Annotated in this window: 22 protein-coding genes; 16 read left to right on the top strand and 6 right to left on the bottom strand. The window is 42.1% G+C overall.

What is annotated here, in order from left to right:
• Positions 1-82: 82 nt before the first annotated feature.
• Both QVP94_RS11935 and QVP94_RS11930 read right to left on the bottom strand, forming a co-directional pair.
• Positions 83-3,319, bottom strand: coding sequence for an FAD-dependent oxidoreductase (locus QVP94_RS11935; protein ID WP_022192683.1), 3,237 nt, complete (start codon positions 3,317-3,319; stop codon positions 83-85).
• Between the two features lie 102 nt (positions 3,320-3,421).
• A complete protein-coding gene (locus QVP94_RS11930; protein ID WP_008772202.1) occupies positions 3,422-3,559 on the bottom strand; it encodes a hypothetical protein in 138 nt (45 codons plus the stop codon).
• 926 nt (positions 3,560-4,485) lie between these two features.
• Between QVP94_RS11930 and QVP94_RS11925 the strand changes: the two genes are divergently transcribed.
• A complete protein-coding gene (locus QVP94_RS11925; RefSeq protein WP_057326559.1) occupies positions 4,486-4,965 on the top strand; it encodes a DUF2975 domain-containing protein in 480 nt (159 codons plus the stop codon).
• Positions 4,966-4,967: 2 nt separating this feature from the next.
• Positions 4,968-5,189, top strand: a complete 222-nt coding sequence (locus QVP94_RS11920; protein WP_005862373.1) for a helix-turn-helix domain-containing protein — start codon at positions 4,968-4,970, stop codon at positions 5,187-5,189.
• Positions 5,190-5,545: 356 nt separating this feature from the next.
• Here the strand turns inward: QVP94_RS11920 and QVP94_RS11915 are convergent, their stop codons facing one another.
• Positions 5,546-5,896, bottom strand: a complete 351-nt coding sequence (locus tag QVP94_RS11915; RefSeq protein WP_008772200.1) for a DUF1622 domain-containing protein — start codon at positions 5,894-5,896, stop codon at positions 5,546-5,548.
• Positions 5,897-6,394: 498 nt separating this feature from the next.
• Between QVP94_RS11915 and QVP94_RS11910 the strand changes: the two genes are divergently transcribed.
• Positions 6,395-6,658: a hypothetical protein gene (locus QVP94_RS11910; protein WP_005862371.1), complete on the top strand. Its 264-nt coding sequence runs from the start codon at positions 6,395-6,397 to the stop codon at positions 6,656-6,658.
• Positions 6,659-6,751: 93 nt separating this feature from the next.
• Here the strand turns inward: QVP94_RS11910 and QVP94_RS11905 are convergent, their stop codons facing one another.
• The gene (locus tag QVP94_RS11905) at positions 6,752-6,985 is read right to left on the bottom strand and encodes a YecH family metal-binding protein (RefSeq protein ID WP_005862370.1); all 234 of its coding nucleotides are present in this window, start codon (positions 6,983-6,985) and stop codon (positions 6,752-6,754) included.
• Between the two features lie 165 nt (positions 6,986-7,150).
• On the opposite strand from QVP94_RS11905, the gene QVP94_RS11900 reads away from it, so the two are divergent.
• Positions 7,151-8,032, top strand: coding sequence for a DUF3078 domain-containing protein (locus QVP94_RS11900; RefSeq protein WP_008772198.1), 882 nt, complete (start codon positions 7,151-7,153; stop codon positions 8,030-8,032).
• A 68-nt stretch (positions 8,033-8,100) separates the two neighbouring features.
• Here QVP94_RS11900 and QVP94_RS11895 read toward each other — a convergent pair whose 3' ends face one another.
• Entirely contained in the window at positions 8,101-9,486 is a 1,386-nt protein-coding gene (locus tag QVP94_RS11895) for an MltF family protein (RefSeq protein ID WP_008772197.1), read from the bottom strand.
• 12 nt (positions 9,487-9,498) lie between these two features.
• Positions 9,499-10,911 (bottom strand): 23S rRNA (uracil(1939)-C(5))-methyltransferase RlmD, encoded by a 1,413-nt coding sequence (gene rlmD / locus QVP94_RS11890; protein WP_005857064.1) that lies wholly within the window; start codon positions 10,909-10,911, stop codon positions 9,499-9,501.
• Positions 10,912-11,514: 603 nt separating this feature from the next.
• On the opposite strand from rlmD, the gene ppdK reads away from it, so the two are divergent.
• The 12 genes from ppdK (at position 11,515) to QVP94_RS11830 (ending at position 24,921) form a co-directional block, all read left to right on the top strand.
• Positions 11,515-14,235, top strand: a complete 2,721-nt coding sequence (ppdK, locus tag QVP94_RS11885) for a pyruvate, phosphate dikinase (protein ID WP_022192679.1) — start codon at positions 11,515-11,517, stop codon at positions 14,233-14,235.
• 380 nt (positions 14,236-14,615) lie between these two features.
• Complete coding sequence (locus tag QVP94_RS11880; protein WP_022192678.1) at positions 14,616-15,710, top strand: PAS domain-containing sensor histidine kinase; 1,095 nt, start codon at positions 14,616-14,618, stop codon at positions 15,708-15,710.
• A 58-nt stretch (positions 15,711-15,768) separates the two neighbouring features.
• Positions 15,769-16,158 (top strand): LytTR family DNA-binding domain-containing protein, encoded by a 390-nt coding sequence (locus QVP94_RS11875; RefSeq protein WP_005857058.1) that lies wholly within the window; start codon positions 15,769-15,771, stop codon positions 16,156-16,158.
• A gap of 4 nt (positions 16,159-16,162) precedes the next feature.
• Positions 16,163-16,816: an FHA domain-containing protein gene (locus QVP94_RS11870; protein ID WP_005857056.1), complete on the top strand. Its 654-nt coding sequence runs from the start codon at positions 16,163-16,165 to the stop codon at positions 16,814-16,816.
• Between the two features lie 142 nt (positions 16,817-16,958).
• Positions 16,959-17,213, top strand: coding sequence for a hypothetical protein (locus QVP94_RS11865; RefSeq protein ID WP_005857054.1), 255 nt, complete (start codon positions 16,959-16,961; stop codon positions 17,211-17,213).
• Positions 17,210-17,725 carry an FHA domain-containing protein gene (locus tag QVP94_RS11860; RefSeq protein ID WP_009275920.1) on the top strand — a complete coding sequence of 172 codons (516 nt, stop codon included), beginning with the start codon at positions 17,210-17,212 and terminating at the stop codon, positions 17,723-17,725. Before QVP94_RS11865 ends, QVP94_RS11860 begins: the two co-directional genes overlap by 4 nt.
• Before the next feature lie 12 nt (positions 17,726-17,737).
• On the top strand, positions 17,738-18,541 hold the full coding sequence (locus tag QVP94_RS11855; protein ID WP_022192677.1) for a PP2C family protein-serine/threonine phosphatase: 804 nt from the start codon (positions 17,738-17,740) through the stop codon (positions 18,539-18,541).
• A 41-nt stretch (positions 18,542-18,582) separates the two neighbouring features.
• Positions 18,583-20,376 (top strand): serine/threonine-protein kinase, encoded by a 1,794-nt coding sequence (locus QVP94_RS11850; protein WP_172606887.1) that lies wholly within the window; start codon positions 18,583-18,585, stop codon positions 20,374-20,376.
• Positions 20,377-20,417: 41 nt separating this feature from the next.
• Entirely contained in the window at positions 20,418-21,374 is a 957-nt protein-coding gene (locus QVP94_RS11845; protein WP_036629346.1) for a hypothetical protein, read from the top strand.
• 12 nt (positions 21,375-21,386) lie between these two features.
• The gene (locus QVP94_RS11840; protein ID WP_022192674.1) at positions 21,387-23,549 is read left to right on the top strand and encodes a Kelch repeat-containing protein; all 2,163 of its coding nucleotides are present in this window, start codon (positions 21,387-21,389) and stop codon (positions 23,547-23,549) included.
• Between the two features lie 2 nt (positions 23,550-23,551).
• Positions 23,552-24,448 (top strand): serine O-acetyltransferase, encoded by an 897-nt coding sequence (locus tag QVP94_RS11835; RefSeq protein ID WP_005857041.1) that lies wholly within the window; start codon positions 23,552-23,554, stop codon positions 24,446-24,448.
• Positions 24,449-24,522: 74 nt separating this feature from the next.
• Positions 24,523-24,921 (top strand): (2Fe-2S) ferredoxin domain-containing protein, encoded by a 399-nt coding sequence (locus QVP94_RS11830; protein ID WP_005857039.1) that lies wholly within the window; start codon positions 24,523-24,525, stop codon positions 24,919-24,921.
• Positions 24,922-24,925: the final 4 nt, after the last annotated feature.

The following is a 24,925-nucleotide window of genomic DNA, read 5'->3' as shown; positions in this document are numbered from 1 at the left end:
AATAACAAAAATAGAAAAGATTGGTTTTATCAAAACCTCCCCTTACCAATTGTGGTAGAGGAGGTTTTGTTTTATTTATAGTTTATTTGAAAGCTTTCTCACTAATTCCGTCTCCATCGAGCCTCAATCGCTCCATATAATCCGGAACGGTACGGCCTAACGCTTTATCTACGTATAGTTTAGCCAAGTATTGAGCGAGCATGAAGCCGTGACCTTGCAAACCGACGAATAGTCCGTTATCCGGATCGATAATGTAGCGAGGCTCTACATAATAACCGGACCATGTGGCTTGTACGGGTACTGTGGCTAACGATGGAATCCAATCGCAGAACACCTCGGAGATGATCTCCATGAAACGACGGGTATTAAACTTCAACTCATCAAAGTTGCTGATCTCCGCTTTAGCGTCGACAGCGGGGGAGGCGCAAGCGATAATCTGTCCGGTCTCGGCGAATTGCTGACCGTAGACAGCGGAGAAGTCGTTACGTTTCCGGCGGTCTATCAACATATCGAGGATATCCCCGTTTTTACCCAGATTCGGTAGGCGATGGGTAATCAACGCTTGGTGCTTGACCGGATAGAGGCCGGTGTAAAGACCTAGCATGCGGGCGAAACGCTCGGCGCTATAACCGAGGGCGTTCACGAAATGATCGCATTCGTATTCGATGTATCGCTTATCATGCGTATATAATAAGACGTGATATTTTCCACCGTTTTTGTGTACTTCCACTAGGTGTGTGTCTTCCCAAACCTCACCTTGCCGCTCTTTGCCTTTGTTTCGTATAAAGTCTATCACACGCCCCGGGGTAGCTTGCCAACAATGCTGGGAGATTTGTGCGGCGAAATAGGTGTTTTGATTCGTGTTGAAGTAGGGGGACACCTCTTTCTGGAAGTCTTTCTTGTCGATCAAATAAGCGTTGGACCAACCGCAGGAACGTTCCAGATCATTGTAGGTAGCCTCGTCGTGGGCGAACGTGATATAGCGTATCTCACAGTAATGGATATCGTATTCTTTTTGTGTCTCCTCAAATATCGTTTGGTTATTACGGGCGATCTCCGCTAATTCGGGGATCGAGAACGCTGGACGGCCACCACCGATATTGCGCCATGATGATCCTCGATCCGCATTAATAAGCACGGTCTTTTTACCGGCTTCCGCAAAATAACGGAACAATGCGCTACCACCTATACCTCCGCCGGCGATTAAGACTTCCGTCTTACGAACCTGCTTTCCAGAATCTACTTTATAGGTATCCGCTATCTGACGCTGTGGATACATTTCCCCTAGGACGAAGCGGGTAGATAGGGGAGCACGGGGGGTAGCGTCGCCTACCAGTTCGATACCTTTTTCCCTTAGTTTCATGCGTAGGCGGGGTATGCAGCGTTTTCCACGGCATGGCCCCATTCCTAGGCGGGTGATATGTTTTACCTCGTCGACGGAGATATATTTACGATCCCCAATGGCGGAAAGTAGCTCGTCCAAAGATACGTCCTCGCAATGGCAAACATAGGTCTCCGACTCACACTCCGGTTCTTGCTTGAAGTCGATCTCCTCCGGATAGTTTTCTTTTACGATGAATCCTGTGATATTCAATAAGGCATCGTTTTCCATTCCTGCCGCTTTCACACGGGCCACGTTTGTTTTTGTCGGCATCTTTAATACTTTCTCAATGATACCTTCGCCTTGTTTCTTCCCGTTATCATCGACGAGCCACACCTCGGCACCTACTTCCACCTCGTATTCTACCGGTAAGAATAAGTTTTGCTTCCGGGTATCGTAGCCGAAAATAGCCAGCCCCGGACAATGGGATACGCATTGCATACAGCCGGTACATTTTTCGTAATTGATCTCGGGCGTTACGCTGGTGGAGCTTTTGGTGATCGCCTTTTGAGGACAAGCGAAAGAGCAAGGGTTACAAGCGAAACCGTATAGGCAATCCAAGCGAACGAAAGGGCGTTGGGCTTGACGCTCGGGAGTGGGCCTTGGGGACTCTTCCTTGATGCGGATCGGATGTTGCTGGGAGTCGATGTATTCCTTAGATATTTGTAAGTAATCGTTGTAGTTGAAACGTACGCCTAGCTCTTGGGCGATCTCATAAGCGGCTTGCTTTCCTCTTAGTACGGCGGTAGTACCTTCTCCGATTCGTACGGCATCACCTACGCCGGCACAACGTTTTCCAAATGTATATTGGCCTTTGGTTAGCAATTGGTTGTCGGGAATCAATCCTGTACATATATTAATAACATCAATACCATCAATCACTTTCTCTGTTCCCGGGATTGGCTTGAAGTTCTCGCATTCGCAGACAACCGCGCCGGTGATACCTGTCCGATCCTGGTTTGGAATGGCTTTCAAAAGCATATGAGAGGTATAAATAGGTATGCCAAGGCGGCGAATTCGATTCGCTTGTACCGGAAATCCACCTTCATGGGGCATCGCCTCTAAAATAGCCTTGACTTTCGCTCCGGCTTGCATCAATTGGTAAGACGTTAGGTAACCTATATTACCGGCGCCTACTGTCAATATGTTTTTGCCGAGTAACGTGAATTCAGCGTTCATCATTTTCTGTACGACTGCCGCTGTATAAACTCCGGGCACATCATCATTCTCGAAGGTCGGCATAAAAGGAACCGCACCAGTAGCGACTATCAAGGCTTGAGCTTCTACATAGAAATTTTTATGGTTAAGCATGTCTTTTACGGCAATACGCTTATTTTGTAGGATATCCCAGACCGTAGAATGTAAGAAAATACCAGAGTGGTCGTCTCCGGCTAAAGTTTTCGCTATATCGAAACCACGCATACCGCCAAAGCGCCGCTCTTTCTCGAAAAAGAAAAATGCATGGGTTTGCATCAAGAATTGACCGCCAATCTTATCATTGCTATCGATTACGATGCTGTTCAAGCCTAGCTCTTTTAAGGTTTCCCTACAAGCTAATCCAGCGGGGCCGGCACCAATGATGGCCACATCGGTTCGATAGATCTCTACCGGTTCTTCTCTGGGTTCTATTTGGGAATCTGTCGTATAATTCTGTACTGTTATTTCCGATACTTCCTTTACATTGTCTACTTTCGTAATACAGATACGCTTTACTTCTCCGTCTACCAGCATTTCGCAGGCGCCACATTTACCGATACCGCAATTCAACGAACGGTTGCGGCCATTTACGCTATGACTGTGTACTGGATAGCCGGCCTGATGTAAGGCGGCGGCGATGGTAAAACCCTTCATTCCCGTTACGGGTTTGCCATTGAATAAAAAAGTGTGTTCTCCCTCTTGTGGAATTGTTAAAATAGGATGATTAACGATTCTTTCCATAATTGCTATTGATTTAATTGGGCTAAAATTACGGATATAATTGGATAAATGTCCTAATTTTACTTGAAATCTATTCATAAAAAAGCGATTATCCCTAAATATTTAGGAGTAATCGCCGTGTTTTACTTGAAATTTGTCGTTTTGGGTAACCGCTCCACCAACCATAGCGTCGGAAGCGCTTTCATTTAATGTTAATCCTAGTGCGCTAACGATAGGAACCGTTAGAAAAGTGTTCCTCATCCGCTTCCGCATTCATCCGGAAGGCAAAGAGCATTATCATAAACAATAATATAGAAAGTAACTTCTTAATCATGCCTCAAACCGATCAATCATCATTTTTATCTTTGTTTGTAAAACAATTTGCAGCTTGAAATGTTTTATATTCAAACAGTCGATAAAAAGAAAAGCTCTCAGCCTAAAAGAAATTACTGGTGAACCTTTTCAAACAATCTTCTGTTATACTATAAAATGACTCAGAAGTCATCTTGATAGTAGTCATCGTATAATAATTTGTTAGTAGTATTTGTTTTTTCATATAAGTAGAGTTTGTTATTTGTTTGGTCCGCATGTAGCTGTGAAGCTGGATGCGGATTTTTATTTGTTTCCGCATGGAATCCATATGTTAATGCTAAAATATAAGATGTTGTGTGTCATGATTATCTGTAGATAGGCGAAATTCGGCATATCCGTTGTTCTATATCTATTGATTACGTTAATATGAATAGATTGTTTAATTAAAAATCTTATCCGGATTCAGCGATCCAAGAGGTATATGTTGCGGAAAAGACTGAAGGTAAACTCTTTAAAGTGATTTTGGTAATCGAAGGCAAGGAGGCTATCGCTATCTTTAATGAAAAGGGAGAAGAGATGAAGTAGTTATTAATGAATAGGATAATCCAAGATAGAAATAAACTCTATATTTGTCCCAATAACCGTATGCAATGAGCGTCTACCACTTTTCAGGTAGGCGTTCTTTTTTTCTTCTATTCCCATTCTCCCTTCCAAATGGGAGATCATTGTACTTCGACACTACACTGGCGATTCAAGTCCAGATTTTTTAATTAGCTTGAGAAAGAGACTGTTTTTTGAATTTCGCTATTCATTTATTGTTTATCAATAAATATTTATTACATTTGCAACGTCGTTTAAAATTAACATCATACGTCATGAAAAGAATTTCAACAGCATTTCTTCAAACAGTTATTGTTCTTATCGGTATTGTGGCACTTATTATTTTGATTTGGTTTCCCTTAACTGAGGGACGAGCCACACACCTAGATTTATTTAGTACTTACGCTGATCCATTTATCTTATATGGATATGGAGCGTCAATCGCTTTTTTTGTTGCGTTGTACAATGCTTTTAGGTTGCTCGGTTATATTGGGCAAAATAAAGTGTTTTCAACAAACTCTGTAAAGACTTTGAAGAACATAAAGCATTGTGCGATCTTACTAAGTATTTTAATCGTGGTGGCAGGACTATTTATAAGGTTGACCCATAATACAGAAGATGACCCCGCAGGTTTTCTTGCCATTTGTATCGTAACTACTTTTGTCGCTATCGTAGTTGCGACAGCCGTGGCTGTATTTGAAAAATTATTGCAAAATGCGATAGATATGAAATCAGAGAATGACTTAACAGTTTAATTATGCCTATTATTGTAAACTTAGATGTAATGATGGCAAAGCGGAAGATTTCTTTGAACGAACTTTCTGAAAGAGTTGGTTTGACATTATCTAACCTTTCTATCTTAAAAACGGGAAAGGCGAAAGCAATTCGTTTTAGTACCCTAGAGGCAATTTGTAGAGCATTAGACTGTCAGCCAAGCGACATTTTGGAATATGTAAATGATGAGAAAAAAACAACATAAGGAATCAACACTTTGATGCGGTTCAGTCTGCTTATTAGTATAATACAACTTTATGTAGTGCCTAACTCTTGTAAGAGTTTGTTATTTTTGATCCGCATGTAGCAGTGACGCTGGATGCGGATTTTTATTTTCTGTTTTATTTTGGCTATTGAAATTCATCAAAAGCATAAACATTATGATCTTTAATCTGGTTGTAATAATATAAGGTATTAGTTTAAGGCAATATATCCACTTCCGCTTCACCTGTGAAGGCCGAGCGGTTTGGTTTTCTAACTTTACTTCATGGCGTTTAAATTCTGTTCATGCAAGACTTAAGCGCCATTTTTCTGTACTTTCCCTTGAAAACTTTATGGGATCTACTCGGTATCTTTATTTTCAGTCTCTAGTTCCTTGATCTCTTTATTCAGAAAGACAGACAGAACTGTTCTCAGCACGACTATTCCACCTAAAATGGCCAATTCATTAAGTGTTGGTTCCAATACTGTTTTTAAGATATCTGACGCTATCAAAAATTCTAGTCCGAGAAGTAAGTATGTACCGAATGCAGCTCTTAGTTTTCTTATGTTAGTAATGGAATAATTACCAGTAAGTCGCTTAAGTTCATTTCTGAAAAATGAGATGACTCCGATTAATGCACCATAGGTGACAATCAGAAGGCTTGTCACACTTATTATAGTCGCTAAGGTATTTAAAAAACCAGTAAGCATAAATAGACCATTTTACAACCATAACATAAAAGGCCTATAGAATGTTTGTTGGAAGGCTCGCAGGTATGGTAGGTTTTCGGACTCACACTTTTACACGTATAGGATCAATCATGGATAAAAAACAATCCGGTAGTACAAAACTTGCCGGGTTGCTGTCTGTGTTATTCCAGAACGTCAAAAAATCCCCAATATTTTCACTTGCAACAAAATGCGCATCAAACATAATCTTTATTATTTGAATATCAAAACAAATCTATTAAATATTTTTCTTTTAAGCCTATTTTTATTGTTGCAGGATCATCTGATTTCTTTTTAAGGAAACTACTTCCTATCTAATGGCAATGAACTTCAATGATCTCATTTAGATTAGTGGTATATAATTTAGAGATGTGTTCATTTCCCATTTTTGCTATTTTATGTAAAAGAATTAAAGATGAAAATCTGTCTATATGATTTGTTTATTTGATTAAATATATTATATTTGTAGTAATAAAGATTATGGAAGACCTTGAATTAATATCATTGTTGAATGAGTGTAATAAGATGAGTGTTCTTGAAGTGAGTAATTATCTTTTAGGAAAAATGGATTATTTGTCACGTATAAAAAGTGATAAGTCAAATAAGATACTAAAGTATATAGAGTCTTTTGTCTGGATGATAAATCACGCAGGTAACCGTAGGCCAAGTTATGTCTCTGATAAAGATTATGAATTGATGCAAAAATCATTTGCGATTATTTATAGGAATAGTATTATCCATTGAGTAGAATCGAAAGTCTTTTTTAACTTTAGGCAAATGACTCTAGGCTAAATTCTTTTGATTTAGCCTAGAGTCATTGATAGTGTCGTAGAATCTTTAATGATTACAAACCTTTGTAATATCTACCGTGAAACCATTTTCGACAGGCATGAATTTCCCCTTTTGTTTCAGAAATACGATTAACTCATCCGCATCCATATTTTCCGCCGAACAAGTATAGAAACGCTGATCCTCACCAAAAGTCTTAACGATCGCTTCTTTTAAAGAAGCTTCTGAATAACTATTACCCTCCATCATATGAAGGACTTCGTGTGCATGTAACTGTTCCATAAATCAAATTACTTAATTATCGGATACAAAAATAAGGGGTTTATCCGTATAAAGGTGTAACAAATGTGACACCCTTTCAACTTCAGGCTTTTCTAAACAAAAATTAATCAAACCTGTTTAAATGATAGGACGTCTTATTTTTTAATAACTAAAATATATCACAATATGAAACGTATATTCTTCATGACATTGTTTGTCGCATTAACGACAATCACATATAGTCAAACGGATGATAAAGGATATGAGGAAGGCAAATGGGTACTGAAAGGTGTGACAGGTTTGAACTTGTCGCAAACGGCGATGTCGAATTGGTCGGCTGGCGGTGAGAACTCTGTTGCCGGAAATGCGTATCTGAATGGGGCATTAACACATAAAAGCGGTGACTGGTTATGGGTAACCAATCTCGCTCTCGATTACGGATTATCAAAGACTAAATCGCAGGGAATGAGGAAAAGTACCGATAATATAACCCTGTCTACCCAATTAGGATATTCCACCAATAATGTATGGTATTATACGTTGATGGGAGATTTAAACACCCAGTTTGCCAAAGGATATAATTATCCGGATAAGACACATTATATATCGAACTTCTTTGCGCCAGCGTATTCGAATATCTCCGTAGGTATGGAATATCGTCCCAAAAGCAATTATTCGGTTTATCTTTCTCCGGCTTCCACGAAGATGACTTTCGTGGAGGATGATTACCTTTCCGAGTTAGGAGCTTTCGGGGTCGATCCGGGAGATCGCTTCAGAATGGAATGGGGAGCTTACCTGAAAGCTCGTGCGGAATTAATCGTGATGGAAAACGTGAACTTGATTACTACAGCTGACTTTTTTACTCCTTATAGCGATCAATTCGGAAATATCGATGTCAATTGGGATGTATTGATAAGCATGAAGATTAATAAATTCCTGTCCGCTACACTCAATACGACGCTTAAATATGATAACGACGTGAAAACTTTTGAGGATAATGGAGAGAAACGGGGGGCGAAGGTCCAGTTCAAGGAAATATTAGGCATAGGTGTCGCCTATAATTTTTAAGTGGCATTTACTTGCAGAAAATTCATAGTTATGACTACTTTCACTCATAGCTATGAATTTTTTTATAACTATGACTTTTTCTTGTAGTAATGATAACGCTCCAACACTTCCCGCACGTAATTATATGTTTCTGAGCCACGCAAGTATCCATGCTTGCAAACAGGATCGTTATAATACTCGGGATCATTTTTCAAACGAATATATTCCGCTACATTATTATCCCATTTATTGGGATCTTTTCCATATTTTCGGGCCAATCGCTGCGCATCGTAAATATGTCCGATCCCAGCGTTGTAAGCCGCTAGGGTAAACTTGACTTTTTCTTCAGGATCCGTAATCTCAGAAAAACCTTGACGGAAGCGCCGTAAACAATCTACTCCCGTACGGATTCCCGTATCCGGATCTTTCAATTCATGCGGGGTGACACCTAATGCCTTCGCCGTATTTGGCATGATTCCCATAAGCCCCTCGGCACCGGCCCACGATACAACCGTAGGATTGAAATGAGACTCTTGATAGGAAATAGACGCCAGCAGCTGCCAATCCCATCCGATGTTTTTCGCATGTTTCTTGAATAAAGGGTCATACGGGGAAATATGTCCATTCTTTACCTCCGGAATATCTGCGGTAAAAGGTCGCTTGCTTAATTCAAAGTACCGCTTAGTAACTGCCTTGAAAGAATGTTTACCCGTTTTATCGGAAGCCCATTCATCGATGGCCTTCGCCAAGTCCGGACTACTTTTCCTTACCACCCATGAAGAGCGTTGGGGAAAACTAACCTTTAGGTCGACATTGATATTCCAATAATAAGTCTTGTTTAGGCGGGCGGTGTTATCATCGCTGATCGTATAGGGAATTTCGCCCAAGGAGACCATCTCGATAAGATCTTCGGTAGCAATGGAGTCATTTTCCACTTTTTGGATATGGATTCCTCCGCCGAGTTCCTCATCCAAGTTCTTCAGTCGTTCGGAGTATTTGGTGTTAGGCTTTACGTAAACATTCTTATCGATTAATTGAGTGACATCGGTAAGAAGCTTATCGCCTTTATTGGCCCGTTGTATCAATACTTGACTGGAGATATCCTCCCGGCCGCAATAAATGACCTCTTGTTTCAGCTTGTTATTGATTGGGATAGGGTAGGCTACAACATCGGCCTCGCCGGCTTCTAGCATCTCGATCAGGCGGGCAGGATTCTCGGCGACCTTGATGTTTAATTTCAAACCTTGGCTCTTGGCAAAATCGTTTATCAGATCGTATTCGTAACCCATGGGTTGCATCTTATATTGGAAGTAGGAGGTAGAACTGTATAAAGTCACCGCCGTGATCTCGCCTTCCGCTTTCAGTTGCGGTAAATCCACGAAAACGGAAACGTCCTCTTTCTCCTCTTGTTTGTTACCGTTGCAACCATACAAGAAGAACAAAAAGAGCAGAAAGGGGACGTATTTCCTATACATTATATTATATGTTTATTTTTTCTCAAGCAAAACCACGTTCTCCACATGATGTGTATGAGGAAACATATCGACCGGACGGACTTTCTTGACGGAGTATTTCACGCTCAACAAACTCAAATCGCGGGCTTGCGTAGCAGGATTGCAGCTAACGTAAACGATACGTTCCGGCTCGGCGAAGAGAATAGTGTTGATCACATCATCATGCATACCGGCACGTGGTGGATCGGTAATAATAACATCCGGACGTCCGTGTTGGTTTATGAAATCCTGCGTAAGGATATCTTTCATATCACCGGCATAAAAAAGCGTGTTCTCTATATGGTTCAAGGCGGAATTCACTTTTGCGTCCTCGATAGCCTCCGGTACGTATTCGATGCCGATAACCTTCTTTGCTTGACGAGAGACGAAATTTGCGATCGTACCCGTCCCGGTATATAAATCGTACACCATCTCATTTCCGGTAAGACCCGCAAATTCTCTAGCCACTTTATATAGATTATAAGCCTGTTCACTGTTTGTCTGATAGAAAGACTTAGGACCTACCTTGAATTGAAGCCCCTCCATCTCCTCGATGATATGATCTTTTCCCTTGAATACGAGAACTTCTTGGTCGGTGATCGTGTCATTACATTTGCCGTTGATGACGTACATCAAGGACGTGATTTCCGGGAATCGTTCCGCCAGATGAGATAATAACGCTTCCCTGCGCTCTACATCCTCATGGAAGAAAACCAATACGACCATCAAATCACCAGTGGATGCCGTACGGATCATCAACGTACGAACGAATCCCTCTTGGTTCCGTAAATCGAAGAAAGGATATCCCTCATGAGATAGGCAATATTCCTTGACGCAAAGACGGATCTTGTTCGATATATCATCTTGCAACCAACATTTATGGATGTCCAATACCTTATCGAACATCCCCGGTATATGAAACCCGACACCATTCATGCAATCGAAAGAAGCACCGGACTGGATCTCTTCCTCCGTAAGCCATTTCTTGTTTGAGAAAGTAAACTCAAGCTTGTTCCGGTAGAAAGTCGTGCGCTCGGAACCTAAGATCGGAAGTTTCTCTTCCATCTCGACTTTCCCGATGCGGGTAAGATTATCGTAGACCTGTTTTTGCTTATAGTAAAGTTGTTCCTCATAGGGAAGATGTTGCCACTTGCAACCTCCACAGACACCGAAGTGCTCACAAAACGGCTCCGCACGTTTGGCCGAGTACTCATGGAAATATACAGGTTTCCCCTCCGCATAACTATTCTTCTTACGGGTCAGTTGAATATCAACCACGTCTCCCGGAGCGACGAAGGGTACAAATACCACCATATCGTTCACTCTTGCGATAGCCTTGCCCTCGGCGGCTACGTCCGTAATGGTTACCTTTTCTAATATAGGCAACTGTTTCTTCTTTCTTGCCAATGTCGTTAAGTTTTAAATTCGCTTCGCGAAAATACTTACAATTCCGCTAAGAACAAAGAGCTTCGTTCTATATACTTAAATGAGTCCGGCAAACAGTTCTCGTTATTCTATCAAGATTGATGAAGATATGATTATGGACAGAAAGGGATGTATAGTATGTGTTTATAAATCAATATATTGCAGTTTCTTAAAATTTCTTATAAGGAAAACTTTTGTTTTGCTATAGAAAAACTTTAGTTCCACTAGGGAGAAACTTTAGTTTCATGCTGTAGAAACTAAAGTTTCTTCAGCAAAAAACTCCTGAGTCTTCCTATTGGAAATAAATAGACAAATAAAAGAAAAAGATCATATATTATATGTAAGGGGCAAAGAGATAGGCGGGAAATCCGATGGGAAATGGAAGCGTCAACAAACTTCCGCACGCAAATGTAAGCATTTGCTGGATATAAATGGTAAAGAATAGTTGTAAAACATGTAAAAATCTTTAACGCTATTCGTGCTTGCAAAGTAGAAATAGCATATATTTGCAGCATTGCAAAGTTGAGATAGCAATATAACAGTTGAAATCAACAAAACTAGAATCTAAATTCAATACTGTCGAATATGGAAAGAAAAAGAGTTTACACGTTCGGAAATGGAAAAGCCGAAGGTAAGGCAGATATGAGAAATCTGCTGGGTGGTAAAGGCGCTAACCTTGCCGAGATGAATCTGATTGGTGTACCGGTTCCTCCGGGATTCACGATTACAACAGAAGTTTGTATAGAGTATTACGAGTTAGGCAAAGATAAAGTCGTAGAGTTGCTGAAAGCGGATGTTGAGAAGGCGATCGCTAATATCGAAACGTTAATGAACTCTAAGTTCGGTGATGTTGCCAATCCTCTGTTAGTTTCAGTTCGCTCCGGTGCCCGTGCGTCCATGCCGGGTATGATGGATACGATATTGAACCTTGGCTTGAACGACGAGGTAGTGGAAGGATTGTCTCGTAAGACGGGCAACGCTCGTTTCGCTTGGGACTCCTACCGTCGTTTCGTTCAAATGTACGGAGATGTCGTATTAGGTATGAAACCGACAAGCAAAGAGGATATCGATCCGTTTGAGGCGATCATCGAGGAAGTAAAGAAAGCGAAAGGCGTTAAGTTAGATAACGAGCTTGACGTTGAAGATTTGAAAACATTGGTCTCTAAATTTAAGGCAGCCGTTAAGGCCCAGACCGGACAGGATTTCCCGACTTGCGCTTATGAGCAATTGTGGGGCGCTATCTGTGCCGTGTTCAATAGCTGGATGAATGAGCGTGCTATCCTGTATCGTAAGATGGAAGGTATTCCAGACGAGTGGGGAACGGCGGTTAGCGTACAAGCCATGGTATTCGGTAATATGGGCGATACTTCCGCTACAGGCGTTTGTTTCTCTCGTGACGCGGGTAATGGTGAGGACTTGTTCAATGGCGAGTACTTGATTAACGCTCAAGGTGAGGATGTTGTAGCAGGTATCCGTACCCCGCAACAGATTACGAAGATCGGTTCACAACGTTGGGCTGAACGTGCCGGAATCTCAGAAGAAGAACGTATCGCTAAATATCCGTCCATGGAAGAAGCCATGCCGGAAATCTATAAGCAATTAGACGCTATCCAAGAGAATTTGGAAGATCATTATCGGGATATGCAAGATATGGAATTTACCGTACAAGAGGGTAAACTTTGGTTCTTGCAAACCCGTAACGGTAAACGTACCGGTGCCGCTATGGTGAAAATCGCTATCGACTTATTGCATCAAGGTATGATCGATGAGAAAACAGCGTTGAACCGTATCGAGCCGAATAAATTAGATGAGTTGCTTCACCCTGTATTCGATAAAAAAGCCGAGAAACTGGCGAAAGTGTGGGTAAAAGGTTTGCCGGCTTCACCGGGTGCCGCTACCGGACAGATCGTATTCTTCGCTGATGATGCCGCTAAATGGCATGCCGATGGCAAAAAGGTTGTCATGGTCCGTATCGAGACTTCTCCGGAAGACTTGGCCGGTATGGCTGTCGCCGAAGGTATCCTTACCGCTCGTGGAGGTATGACATCTCATGCCGCTGTTGTAGCTCGTGGTATGGGGAAGTGCTGCGTATCCGGTGCTGGTGCCTTGAACATCGATTATAAGAATAAGACTGTAGACGTTGATGGCGTGACTTTGAAAGAAGGTGATTATATCTCTATCAATGGTACGACCGGAGAAGTCTATGTCGGGCAGGTTGAGACAAAAGCCGCTGAGTTATCGGGTGATTTCGAGGAGTTAATGGCTTTAGCCGATAAATATACAAAATTGCAAGTTCGTACAAACGCTGATACGCCTCACGACGCTTCGATCGCTCGTAGCTTCGGTGCCGTTGGTATTGGCCTTTGCCGTACGGAGCATATGTTCTTCGAGGGTGAGAAGATCAAAGCTATGCGTGAGATGATCTTGGCCGAGGACGCTGAAGGCCGTAAGAAAGCGTTGGCGAAGATCCTTCCTTATCAGAAAGAGGACTTTAAGGGTATCTTCAAGGCTATGGCCGGATGTCCTGTTACCGTTCGTTTGCTCGATCCTCCTTTGCATGAGTTCGTTCCTCACGATTTGAAAGGTCAAGAGGAAATGGCTGAGACTATGGGCGTGTCCGTTAAGGAGATCCAAAAACGTGTGGAATCTCTTTGCGAGCATAACCCGATGTTGGGTCACCGTGGTTGCCGTCTAGGTAATACATATCCGGAAATTACGGAAATGCAGACTCGGGCCATTTTAGGTGCCGCTTTGGATTTGAAGAAAGAAGGTATTGAGGCTAAACCGGAAATCATGGTACCATTAACAGGAATCTTATATGAATTCAAGGAACAAGAGAAGGTGATCCGTACCGCGGCCGAAGAGCTATTCAAGGAAGTTGGCGATCGTATCGAATTCAAGGTAGGTACGATGATCGAGATTCCTCGTGCGGCATTGACAGCGGATCGTATCGCTTCCAGCGCCGAATTCTTCTCATTCGGAACGAATGATTTGACTCAGATGACATTTGGTTACTCTCGTGACGATATCGCTTCCTTCTTACCGGTTTACTTAGAGAAGAAGATTTTGAAGGTCGATCCGTTCCAAGTACTAGACCAAAATGGTGTAGGACAGCTGGTTCGTATGGCAACTGAGAAAGGTCGTGCCATCCGTCCGGATTTGAAATGTGGTATTTGCGGCGAGCATGGTGGTGAGCCTTCTTCCGTTAAGTTCTGCCATAAAGTTGGCTTGAATTACGTATCATGTTCACCTTTTAGAGTGCCCATCGCTCGTATCGCGGCGGCGCAAGCGGCTCTAGAAGACTAATCAAGGGGTTGATTTTTAATAGTTTAAGCACACGATAGGCAGGAGGGTGGATTGAGTGATCAATCTACCCTCTATTTTTTTATAGTCATATGGTATAATCTTATATATCAGGATATTGAAGTGGAGGGGAAGGCAACAAAACGACTAGTTTAATCGTTCGTTTTAATTAGTCGTTTGCAAATATCGCAAAAAACATTTACTTATGAAAGTCAAAAAGACTTTAGAATATAATTTTGATGCGGTTTTTGGGGTATTTTACTAAACCTATATGTTCCCTATAAAATAATCGATATAAACGACTAATTAAAACGAACGATTAATTCATTCGTTTTTTATGGTTAAACCCTCTTTTTGCATAAATATAATGAGAACGGATATATATGAAAACGACATTAGGCATAGAGTTCGAGCCTTTTTTTCCTCAGATAAGTCATCGTGCCAAGATCGGCTGCGCAAAGTATGATTTGTCCACTGGGGAAGGAGTGGCAATGGAACAATGGTATCTGAATATGGGTGAAGTTCCGGGAACTCCATTGAGCCAGATAGTAGGCATATATTCCAATGTCAAGCCAGAAGACCGTGAATGCTTGAAAACTTCCTTGAGCCGACTTGTCCACGGAGAAACTGATCATGATCAAGGGGAAGTCCGGGTCAGGGATGGCGAGGGATGGAAATGGGTTCGTCTGGATATAATGGAGGCGGGTCTGGAGAAATCAAGCCCCATCCTATTACTGATGAATTATGATATATCTGAACTGAAAGCGATGGAAGAACGAATGCTGAAGGCCGAGAAATCAGAGCGTTTGAAATCCTCCTTTTTGGCAAACATCAGCCATGAGATCCGCATGCCATTAAACGCTATTGTCGGATTCTCTTCTCTTTTAGGGGATGAAGAGGATGGTGAGCTAAGACAAGAGTATATTAATCTTATTCAGACCAATAATGAGTTATTATTGGGTATCGTTAATGATGTATTGGATCTGGCTAAGCTCGAGTCTGGTACCATGACCTTTGATTTCATGGAATTTGATCTAAGACAACTTATTGTAGAAACGGTAGCTTCTTTCCAGATCAAAGTACCGAGAGGGGTAGCTTTGACCTATCCGGCATCTTTGGATTCCTTTTTATTACGCTCCGACCGTATCCGTTTGAAACAAGTTCTTGGCAATTTTATAACAAACGCAATTAAGTACACCTCTATAGGTAGCATCATCTTGTCATATCAAGCCATGGAGAACGAGGTTCTGTTATCCGTGACCGATACGGGGGAAGGAATGTCGGAGGAAATAAAACTTCATGTGTTCGATCGTTTTTATAAAGGACGAAACCAAAAGCAAGGCATAGGGCTTGGACTTTCTATCTGCCAAAATATAATTGAAAGGCTGGGAGGGCGTATCGGTGTCTCTTCTGAGCAGGGAAAAGGCTCTTGTTTTTGGTGCACTTTACCAATCTTTCCCCCAAAAGATACCTATTAAATAAAGAAAATACCGTATATTTGTTTTTGAAAGAGAAACGAAAAAACAATTTCTACGTATGGAGCGGTATTTAATTATAAAAACAAGGGATGAGTTGTTGCGCATTAAGATTGGTCAGATCCTTTATTTTGAAGCAGACAGGAACTATACGAAACTATTGTTGTCAAATGGCATCCAATTTACCTTCGCTATAAATATCGGAAAAATAGAAGAGATCTTAGAGAAGCAGGTCGCTGGTTGTAACAAGATATTAATGCGTGTCGGAAAAAGTCATATCATAAATAAAAATCATATCTTACAAATAAATCTCCCTAAGCAGCGTTTATTATTATTGACGGAAGAGGGTAAGCCTAAAGAGTTGGTAATATCCAAGGATCCGTTGAAAGTGCTGAAAGATAATCTTGAGAAGGAGATGGGAAAGCCTCAAGAGGAAGAGGAAAAGGAATAAGATTATGATTATAAAGATAGGAAAAGCAAAAGACAACGATTTTATTGCAAACGATCCTCATGTAAGCCGCCATCATGCCCGTCTGATACGTGAGGATGGTGGCAACTTATTATTGGAGGATACGGGATCTACTAACGGTACGTTCGTGAATGGTGCCCAGATCGTAAAGAAACGTGTTACTCCTACGGATCATATTCGCTTGGGGGATAGCTATGTATTAAATCTTTCCGAGGTGCTTAAATACAATAATGATTATAGCGATGAATTTGCCGCATTGAAAAAAGTCTACGATGATTATATTCAAGCAAAAGTTAAGATTCAATCCTCTAATCAGTTTAAGACCAGATTATTTCAATCCTTACCATTTGCTTTGCCCGGAATAGTGGGGGTCGTGATAGGCTTCTTAGGGAAAGGTAGCCCGGAGCTATTCGGCATCAGCCTCCTGATAACGATTTGTGCCCCTACGGTAGGAATCTATCTAGGAGCCAAGCAGTCGGCCAAGATTCCCCAGCAATTGCAGGATATCGCCAATCAATTTAAGATAGACTATGTTTGCCCGAAATGTGGGACATTCTTGGGTGAGATCCCTTGGGAATCATTGAAAAACCGAAAGCAATGCCCAGTTTCTTCCTGTAAGGCCAAATGGGTGAGAGAATGAGCCTTTTCTTTTCGTATAGTAAAACAGCCTCTTTTGTACATGAAACCCAAATGTTTGATTATAAGAGAGAATAACAAGTTTATTAATCCATTGCTTTTTGTACTTTTGTTTTCGGAATATTAATATATTAGGAACAAAGGTTATGCAAGAAGAGGAATATACATTCGTAACTTTAGACGGCAATGACGTCATGCCAGCGGATGCTGTCATAATAGACGTGGAAGGAGGAGGTGTCGACCTAGGCGACGCCATAGTTATAGACGATAGTAGCATCGAGTCTTTCGATCATTCAGACTTTATAACATTGGCGGACGATACGGTTATGCTTTCCGATACAGATATGATGGATCTGTACTCTACGGATATGGATGGCGCAGATATTTCGTTTATCGTATGATCGCAGTTAAATGTCCACATTGCCATGTAGGATTAAAGGTAGCCGAGGGGAAGATTCCCCTCGGCATTACCTCCTTTAAGTGTCCGAAATGCAAAGAGCCTATTCCTTTGTCCTTATTATCCGAGAAAAGTAATCATCAGGAAGTCGATTCCGATACGATTTTAGTGACACCTGTCAAGACTGGAATCGGCAGACTGACGGTTCTTCCAGACGCCGATACACCTGAACAAGCGTTTCCTCTTCACGAAGGGAAGGTTGTCATTGGCCGGAAGTCGAACGCCTCACAAGCTACGATGCCAATTATCACGTCTGATCGCACGATGAGTCGCGAGCATATTTGCATTGAGGTGAAAAAAGATTCAAAAGGTGGATATAAACATTTCCTTACTGACAATAATAGTAAAAACCATACGTTATATAATAACAGTTACCTAGAGAATGGCGAGGTGGTCGTGCTCAATGATAATGACGAGATTATTATTGGTCGCACCGTCTTACGTTTTAATGAATAAAACTCATTTGTTATGATTATAACGATCGGTAAGCCATGTGCTATTACGGAAAAAGGAGGCAGATCGAATAACGAGGATTCCATTTACCCGCTTTCCGAACAAGTGACCCTTGACCAAAAATTGTTTATGGTTTGTGATGGTGTGGGTGGAGCCGAGAAAGGGGAGGTAGCCAGCTCATTAGCTTGCGAGTCCATACAAACTTTCTTTTCTACGTTCCTAAAGGATGATCCCACGCCTGAGTTTATCCATAAAGCCGTACATTATGCGGAAGTCTGTTTCGACTCCTATGTTCAAGAGCATCCGGAAGCGATGGGTATGGCTACTACGCTCACCATGGCCTATATCGCTTCTTCCGGAATCGTATTGGCTCATATCGGAGATAGCCGGATCTATCATCTGAGGAAGGGGGAGATTTTATATCAAACAGAAGATCATTCATTGGTAAATTCGTTGGTTAAATTAGGTAAGATCACTCCGGAAGAAGCGTTAACCTACCCCCAGCGGAATGTGATTATCCGGGCTATACAAGGCACTCATACTCCAACAGAAGCGGACATTATTACCTTGAACGATATTCAACCCGACGATTTCCTCTTTCTTTGTACGGACGGGGTTCTTGAAAGACTGAAGAATGAAAAGATCGCAGAGATATTTAATAGTCGTTTATCTGTTCCGGAAATAAAGGACGCCCTCATGGAAGCCTGTGACGGCAAGACCCGGGATAACTTTTCTTTTTATATCATACCTATTCAAAAAGTGGAAGATAGCATGGGTTTTAAGCAAAATATTCTCTCTTTTCTTTATTCTTTTATATAAATAACGTACTTTTGGCAGATTAAATGGAATTATTCAAGGTTATGAATCTGCCAGACGGACATCTTCTTCAAAACGGAAAATACAGACTTACTCATGTGGTTGGTCAAGGTGGTTTTGGCATAACCTACAGAGGAGTTTGGTACACAGAGGTTAAAGGATCTTTAGGTACCGTAAAGACGGAGGTCCCTATCTGTGTCAAGGAATATTTCTTCAAGGATTATTGTTATAGAGAACCCGGTTCCCAAGCCGTAAAAGTACATTCGGAGACGGGAAAGGTCTTATTTAACAAGTTCAAGGAAAAACTGATCAAAGAGGCAAAGATCCTATCGGAAGTTCACCATCCCTATATCGTAAACGTGTTGGAGGTTTTCGAGGAAAACAATACGGCTTATATTGCCATGGAGTATATTTCCGGCTTCTCGCTAAAATATATGCTTGAGAAAAACGGGATATTGCCCGAAGCTACGGTCCTTAAATATGTACGGCAAATTGGCGAGGCGTTACAATTCGTTCATGATAAGAGTATCTTGCATCTGGATATCAAGCCTAGCAATATCTTGATCGATAAGAACGGGAACGCCCGCTTGATCGATTTCGGAGTCAGCAAACGTTACGATATCGAGCAGGAGGAGACCAGCACTACGATGTTAACCCTTTCCAAAGGATTCGCATCCATAGAGCAATACGATAACGAAGGAATACAAGTATTCTCACCCCGTCCGGATATTTATTCCTTGGGAGCCACGATGTATAATCTGTTAACGGGAACAATCCCTACAGAATCTATACTACGTGCCGCACGTCCTTTGCGAAACTCCTCTGAAATCAATGCGGCGATCAGCCCGAAAACAGAGGCTGTTATCATAAAAGCGATGCAAATCATTCCTGCGGATCGCTTTGAGACGGTGGGCGAGATGTTGGCGTCTTTGGATTTTTCTCAAGCGGAAAAGGAAGTTCAGGTTGTCCCAAGTCCATCTCCCGAGATTGTGAATGAGGAAACAACGGTGGTTTATTCATCACCTGTAGATTCTAAATTAGTAGGATCGGATGATGAAGAGACTGTTGTCAATGTGGCTAATCCACCTGCCGTGGAGCCAATAACAGAAAAGAATAATTCCAGAAAGAAAATAATTCCTATCGGAATCGCTATATTTGTCGTTGTAGGATCCGCTACGGCTCTTTTAGTGCATAGCAATAGGCCCACAAAAGAGGTTGTCGAGAGTATTGATTTACCTTCAGCTGTGGAGCCGGATAGCAATGTCTCAAAAGAAGTAGAAATGCCAGATCACCCGGTTCTACAAACGGAACCTCCTATCTCTGAGATAAAGGAAGCGGAGAAACAAGAGCCTAAAGTGGAAGAGAAACGACCTATGGAAACAGAGCATACGATAGAAGAGAATGTTCTCCCGGATCAGCCATCGGAAAATGAGATGAATGAGAAATATAACTCGTTAATCGCCTCCGGTAAGGAAAAAATGGCCAAAGCTGATTATTCGGGAGCTAAGAAAGATTTGTCGGAGGCAAAGGATACGAAACTTACGGAAGAGGTAGTCCGGTTGATCATCGCTTGCGATGAGAAAACCGAGGAGAAACGTATAGCGGACAAAAAGGCCCTGTATGAGGAGAAAATGGCTTTCGGACGATATAAGATCGTACGCAAGAAGTCAAATAACAGATACGGGGCGATCGATTCGAAAGCCGAGGAACGTATTCCTTGCAAATACCTAAGTGTCGGTATCGCGGATAACGGCCGGGCATTCGAACGGGAAGACAATTTGTTTGATATTTATAATTCTGACGGATCATTGATTAGCGAAGGCCTTACTTATTATTGATTGTAATATTATGAACAACTAAACATGTATTTACCTATTATATGAAAAGACTTTGGATATTGATGATATGTGCGGTATTTCCCCTCGGACTGCTGGCGCAACAGCGTACGGAATACAACCGTAAGGGAGATGAAGCGATGAAACGTCTTGATTATAGTGACGCTAAAATGTGGTACGAGGAAGGCGTATCGCAATGCGACGCATACAGTATTGATCAGCTGACTACGATTTGGCTTTCCAACGAGCGAATGCGGCCTTCCATGCGTAGCTTGATGAATAAATGTTTAAACTGCCTGACGGTCAAAGCTACGGAAGATGATCCGGATGCCATCTCTAAATTAATCATTTATTATTCGGAAGGTATCGGAACCCCTAAAAGTGAGGAGCTAGCAACCTATTGGAAAGAATACCAAGAGATGTTGTTAAAGCCGGCGGAACCGGAGGCCCAACCAATAGATTCCGCGGCGGTATCCCCTAAGAAACGAATGGAGTTTTTCGCGGGATACTCGTATTCGATCGAATCTCCTTATGGAATCACGGTAGGAGGTATGGGGCAACGCTTCGGTTGGTATGTCCGTTTCAAGACGAATATGTCTTTTATGAATTATACGGACGAATGTAATAACCAAGGGCAGATTATTAAGTTCTCTAATTCGGAAGGGGAATCTTATGAGCTTAATACAGGTAAATCCTCGAAGACAAATAGTATAGCCGGAACGGCCGGTTTAATCGTAAAATGCTTTCCGTGGTTATATGCCTCCGTTGGTTTGGGATATGGTGAAAGAGCTTTACTACATTCGTTCACGACCCATTCCTATGAAAACTACGACAGTACACGAGAGGTATGGTGCCGGAATATTGATTCCTCATACAAAGGGGTCGCTGCCGAGGTTGACTTGATGATGAAAATAACGAACTCTGTATTTATTAGCGTTGGATGCAACACGGTTAATTTTAAGTACTTGGATCTAAACGCTGGCTTAGGTGTATTCTTTTAATATTGATTATTTATGAAACATATATACTCACTCTTCTCTATTCTATTTGCGGCTTTATTAATGGCCGGATGCGTGAATGATCCGGATATAGATGGTGGCATTCGAAACGCTAAAAAACCGTCTGTTAAGACAGACGAGATATTGAAGTCCACGGCTAGTTCAGTGACAGTATCGGGGGAGGTCCTGCAAGAAAACGGCGCTCCCGTGACAGAGGCCGGTTTTTGTTGGAGCACGGAATCTACCTTTACTGTGATAGAGAAAAATAAAAAAGCCGTATCCAAGCGTAAGGTAAAATATGAGGCTACGATCGAGGGCTTAACCAATGATCTGGATTACTATATCCGGGCCTATGCGATCAATGCGGTAGATACCGCTTATGGAGAGATTTTACCTTTTAAGACGAAAGATGGATTAGGAAGCGTTAAGACCTTATTTCCAGTCAACGTGATGTCTACTTCCGTTCAATGCGGAGGTATGATAACCAAACAAGGAGAAGCCGAAATCGAGGAAAGGGGTATTTACTTAATGCTGAATCCGGAGCCTTCAGCATCTGACTCCACGATTCGTATAGACATGGAAGCCGATTCGTTCTATTGTACGATCTCCGATTTAAAACCGGAAACTACCTATTACGTTAGAGCTTACGCAAAAAGTAAATATGGTGAGTATAACGGGGCGAAAGTCGAGACCTTTAAGACTACGAATGGTCGTCCTGTATTAGATGATAACAAATTCAAGAAAATAGCGACAGAGTTTACCTATGCGGAGTTCTCCATGGAAATAATAAGCGAGGGAGATTCTCCGATCACGGCATGTGGTTTCTGCTTTAGTACTGATAAATCACCGACAATAGAAAATGGGGATACGATTATTTGCGGAGCGGGTATCGGAGAATTTGCCGGGAAAATCTATGATATGCAACAGCAGAAAGGGTATTACGTACGTGCTTATGCGACAAACGCTTTAGGTACTACCTATAGCGCAGGCGAAGGTATCCATACGATTCTGGAAAGTGAGTTGCCTACAGTCAATACAAAGGAGGTGTCTACTATTAAAAACGGTACCGCATGGGTAGGAGGAGAGGTCTTAGCCGAAGGTGCCTCACCGGTTACAGAGGCTGGTGTATGTTGGGGAACTAGTCCTAGTCCGGCCTTTGGTAATTGTGAAGGAGCGGTAGCTCTTTCTTCCGGTACACAAGCGTTTACGGGTACGATAAAGGAATTGAGAGGAGGCACGAGCTATTATTTAAGAGCTTACGCTAAAAATAAGAATGGTATCGCTTACGGAGAGGAAGTTCGCTTCCAAACTCCGGATATATTTGGAGTAGGGGCAAGGTTTGAGGGAGCTTTCCGGATACCGGGATCTACCTCTTTCTGTACCTTGGCTAATAGCACGGGATTCTTATTAGGCGGTGACACGGGTAGGGAATACACCGATGAGTTTTGGGGATATATGACCTCTAAGAAAGAATGGTTGCCCTTAAGGTCTCAGCCTGAGAAATTATCGGGCCAAGCATGTTTCAGTATCGGATTTGGCCTATGGACTTTTGGTGGTTTAGATAACACGGGAAAGATATGTGACAGTTTATATGTATACTCCACGTCCGATAATTCTTGGAGCGCCGTACAAACAGACCAGCAACGGCCTAAAGGTATGTATCGGGCGGCATGTTGCAGAATGGAAGATCAGGCGTTCCTCATAGGTGGACGTAGAGGTAACGAACTAATCGATGAAGTCTGGACTTATGAACCGAGCGCTTTCGTTTGGAGCAAGAAATCTAATTTCCCGATTAAACAATACGGCGGAATATCCGTTGTAATTGGTGACCGTATATATGCCGGACTGGGGATTATTAATAAAGCGGATCCTTCTTTGGAATATACGACACAGTTTTGGTCTACAGACAAGAACGCTGTAGCTTGGGAAAAGGAGGCTTCGTTCCCCGGAAGGATGCTTTTATGTGCTATCGCTTATGGTAATTACGTATATGGCGTAGACGGGGACGGTTATATTTGGCGCTATGATCCGGACTCTCAGAACTGGAGCCAGAAATCCCAGTTACCAGCGGCTAACAGGTCTGTACATTGCATGTATGTCTTGGATAATTATATCTATATCGGTTTGGGCAATGCCTCTAACTCATTAATCAGTTACGATCCTACTTGGGATAATTAAAGATGAATAGAACAGCGATTTTAGAACAGATACAGAAGAACGTAGAACGGCTGTCGGCTCCTGATCTACCGGAATACAAATATATCCCGTTGCATCAGAAGCCATCGCCTTCAGTCGCTACGTTGCATGAGATCATGCGCCTATTACGTACGGTTATCTTCCCCGGATTCTTTGGTACGGAACAAGAGGCTCAATTAGGCTCTATCCAATATTATACGGGAGTCTATTTGGAAAAGATCTATGATCTCTTGCAAGAGCAAATATATAATGGACTTTGTTTTGAGGTAGAGCGTTGTTGTGATTCCAAGGACCGGGCTTCCGAGATCTCGATCGCTTTTATTAACCGGATTCCTCATATCAAATATTTACTGTCCACCGATGTAAAGGCCATCTTGGATGGTGATCCGGCAGCCAAGAGCGTGAGTGAGATTATATTCTGTTATCCGGCGGTCTACGCGCTTTTACATCAACGGGTCGCTCATGAATTATTCGAGCTAGGCGTACCGGTACTCCCGCGTATCATTACGGAAATGGCACACTCGCAAACCGGGATCGACATTCATCCCGGGGCGCAGATCGGAGAATATTTCAGTATCGATCATGGAACGGGTATTGTCGTGGGACAAACCGCCATTATCGGAAACCATGTCCGCCTTTATCAAGGTGTGACGTTAGGAGCTAAGAGTTTTACGCTGGACGAGGAAGGACTTCCGATAGATTTACCCCGTCATCCGATCATCGAGGATTATGTGACCATTTATTCCAACGCATCCATATTAGGACGGATCACTATTGGCCGAGGATCTATTATCGGGGGTAACATCTGGCTCACCCATAGTGTACCTCCCAATTCCAAGATATCTCAATCACGTGTCGAAGAAAAATTCACGGAAATATGATATTATTTGAAAGAGATTCCGTATGTTTGTGCAAATGACATTACGGTGTTTTCCTTAAATAATAGAATATGACCATGAACAAAGTAAAGACATTAGATGATCTCAAGAAAATGCGTGAATCTCTTCGTGCGTCTTTGGATCTGCGTGAAAAAAGCAATACCCCTGATCAGCTCGTACAAATTAAGGTTTCTATGGCCACTTGCGGTATAGCTGCCGGAGCCAAGGAGATAATGAGTTATTTTATCGAGGTTTTAGACCGGCAGAAAATCGATGCGTTGGTAACTCAAACCGGATGCATGGGCTATTGTTATGCGGAACCGACTATCGAAATCAAGCTTCCGGGTCAGGAGCCGTTGGTATTCGGTTATGTTGATAAGGCAAAAGTAGAAGAGATCATAGATAAGTATATCCGTAAGGGTATCTTGGTAGACGGCATCATTCCTGTAACTTACACCACCGTAAAACCCGAATAAGAAA

This window comes from Parabacteroides sp. CAG:2, assembly GCF_000436315.1.
GTDB lineage: Bacteria > Bacteroidota > Bacteroidia > Bacteroidales > Tannerellaceae > Parabacteroides > Parabacteroides distasonis.
This window is presented reverse-complemented; position numbering and strand designations above follow the sequence as displayed.

Bases quoted from the DNA above. Each gene is read 5' to 3' on its own strand.
- QVP94_RS11935 (WP_022192683.1), bottom strand. From the start codon at position 3,319: ATGGAAAGAATCGTTAATCATCCTATTTTAACAATTCCACAAGAGGGA.
- QVP94_RS11845 (WP_036629346.1), top strand. From the start codon at position 20,418: ATGAAAAGACTTTGGATATTGATGATATGTGCGGTATTTCCCCTCGGA.
- QVP94_RS11835 (WP_005857041.1), top strand. From the start codon at position 23,552: ATGAATAGAACAGCGATTTTAGAACAGATACAGAAGAACGTAGAACGG.
- QVP94_RS11850 (WP_172606887.1), top strand. From the start codon at position 18,583: ATGAATCTGCCAGACGGACATCTTCTTCAAAACGGAAAATACAGACTT.
- QVP94_RS11930 (WP_008772202.1), bottom strand. From the start codon at position 3,559: ATGAGGAACACTTTTCTAACGGTTCCTATCGTTAGCGCACTAGGATTA.
- QVP94_RS11880 (WP_022192678.1), top strand. From the start codon at position 14,616: ATGAAAACGACATTAGGCATAGAGTTCGAGCCTTTTTTTCCTCAGATA.
- QVP94_RS11925 (WP_057326559.1), top strand. From the start codon at position 4,486: ATGAAAAGAATTTCAACAGCATTTCTTCAAACAGTTATTGTTCTTATC.
- QVP94_RS11840 (WP_022192674.1), top strand. From the start codon at position 21,387: ATGAAACATATATACTCACTCTTCTCTATTCTATTTGCGGCTTTATTA.
- QVP94_RS11860 (WP_009275920.1), top strand. From the start codon at position 17,210: ATGATCGCAGTTAAATGTCCACATTGCCATGTAGGATTAAAGGTAGCC.
- QVP94_RS11875 (WP_005857058.1), top strand. From the start codon at position 15,769: ATGGAGCGGTATTTAATTATAAAAACAAGGGATGAGTTGTTGCGCATT.
- QVP94_RS11910 (WP_005862371.1), top strand. From the start codon at position 6,395: ATGGAAGACCTTGAATTAATATCATTGTTGAATGAGTGTAATAAGATG.
- QVP94_RS11830 (WP_005857039.1), top strand. From the start codon at position 24,523: ATGAACAAAGTAAAGACATTAGATGATCTCAAGAAAATGCGTGAATCT.
- QVP94_RS11895 (WP_008772197.1), bottom strand. From the start codon at position 9,486: ATGTATAGGAAATACGTCCCCTTTCTGCTCTTTTTGTTCTTCTTGTAT.
- QVP94_RS11915 (WP_008772200.1), bottom strand. From the start codon at position 5,896: ATGCTTACTGGTTTTTTAAATACCTTAGCGACTATAATAAGTGTGACA.
- QVP94_RS11865 (WP_005857054.1), top strand. From the start codon at position 16,959: ATGCAAGAAGAGGAATATACATTCGTAACTTTAGACGGCAATGACGTC.
- QVP94_RS11900 (WP_008772198.1), top strand. From the start codon at position 7,151: ATGAAACGTATATTCTTCATGACATTGTTTGTCGCATTAACGACAATC.
- ppdK (WP_022192679.1), top strand. From the start codon at position 11,515: ATGGAAAGAAAAAGAGTTTACACGTTCGGAAATGGAAAAGCCGAAGGT.
- QVP94_RS11870 (WP_005857056.1), top strand. From the start codon at position 16,163: ATGATTATAAAGATAGGAAAAGCAAAAGACAACGATTTTATTGCAAAC.
- QVP94_RS11855 (WP_022192677.1), top strand. From the start codon at position 17,738: ATGATTATAACGATCGGTAAGCCATGTGCTATTACGGAAAAAGGAGGC.
- QVP94_RS11920 (WP_005862373.1), top strand. From the start codon at position 4,968: ATGCCTATTATTGTAAACTTAGATGTAATGATGGCAAAGCGGAAGATT.
- QVP94_RS11905 (WP_005862370.1), bottom strand. From the start codon at position 6,985: ATGGAACAGTTACATGCACACGAAGTCCTTCATATGATGGAGGGTAAT.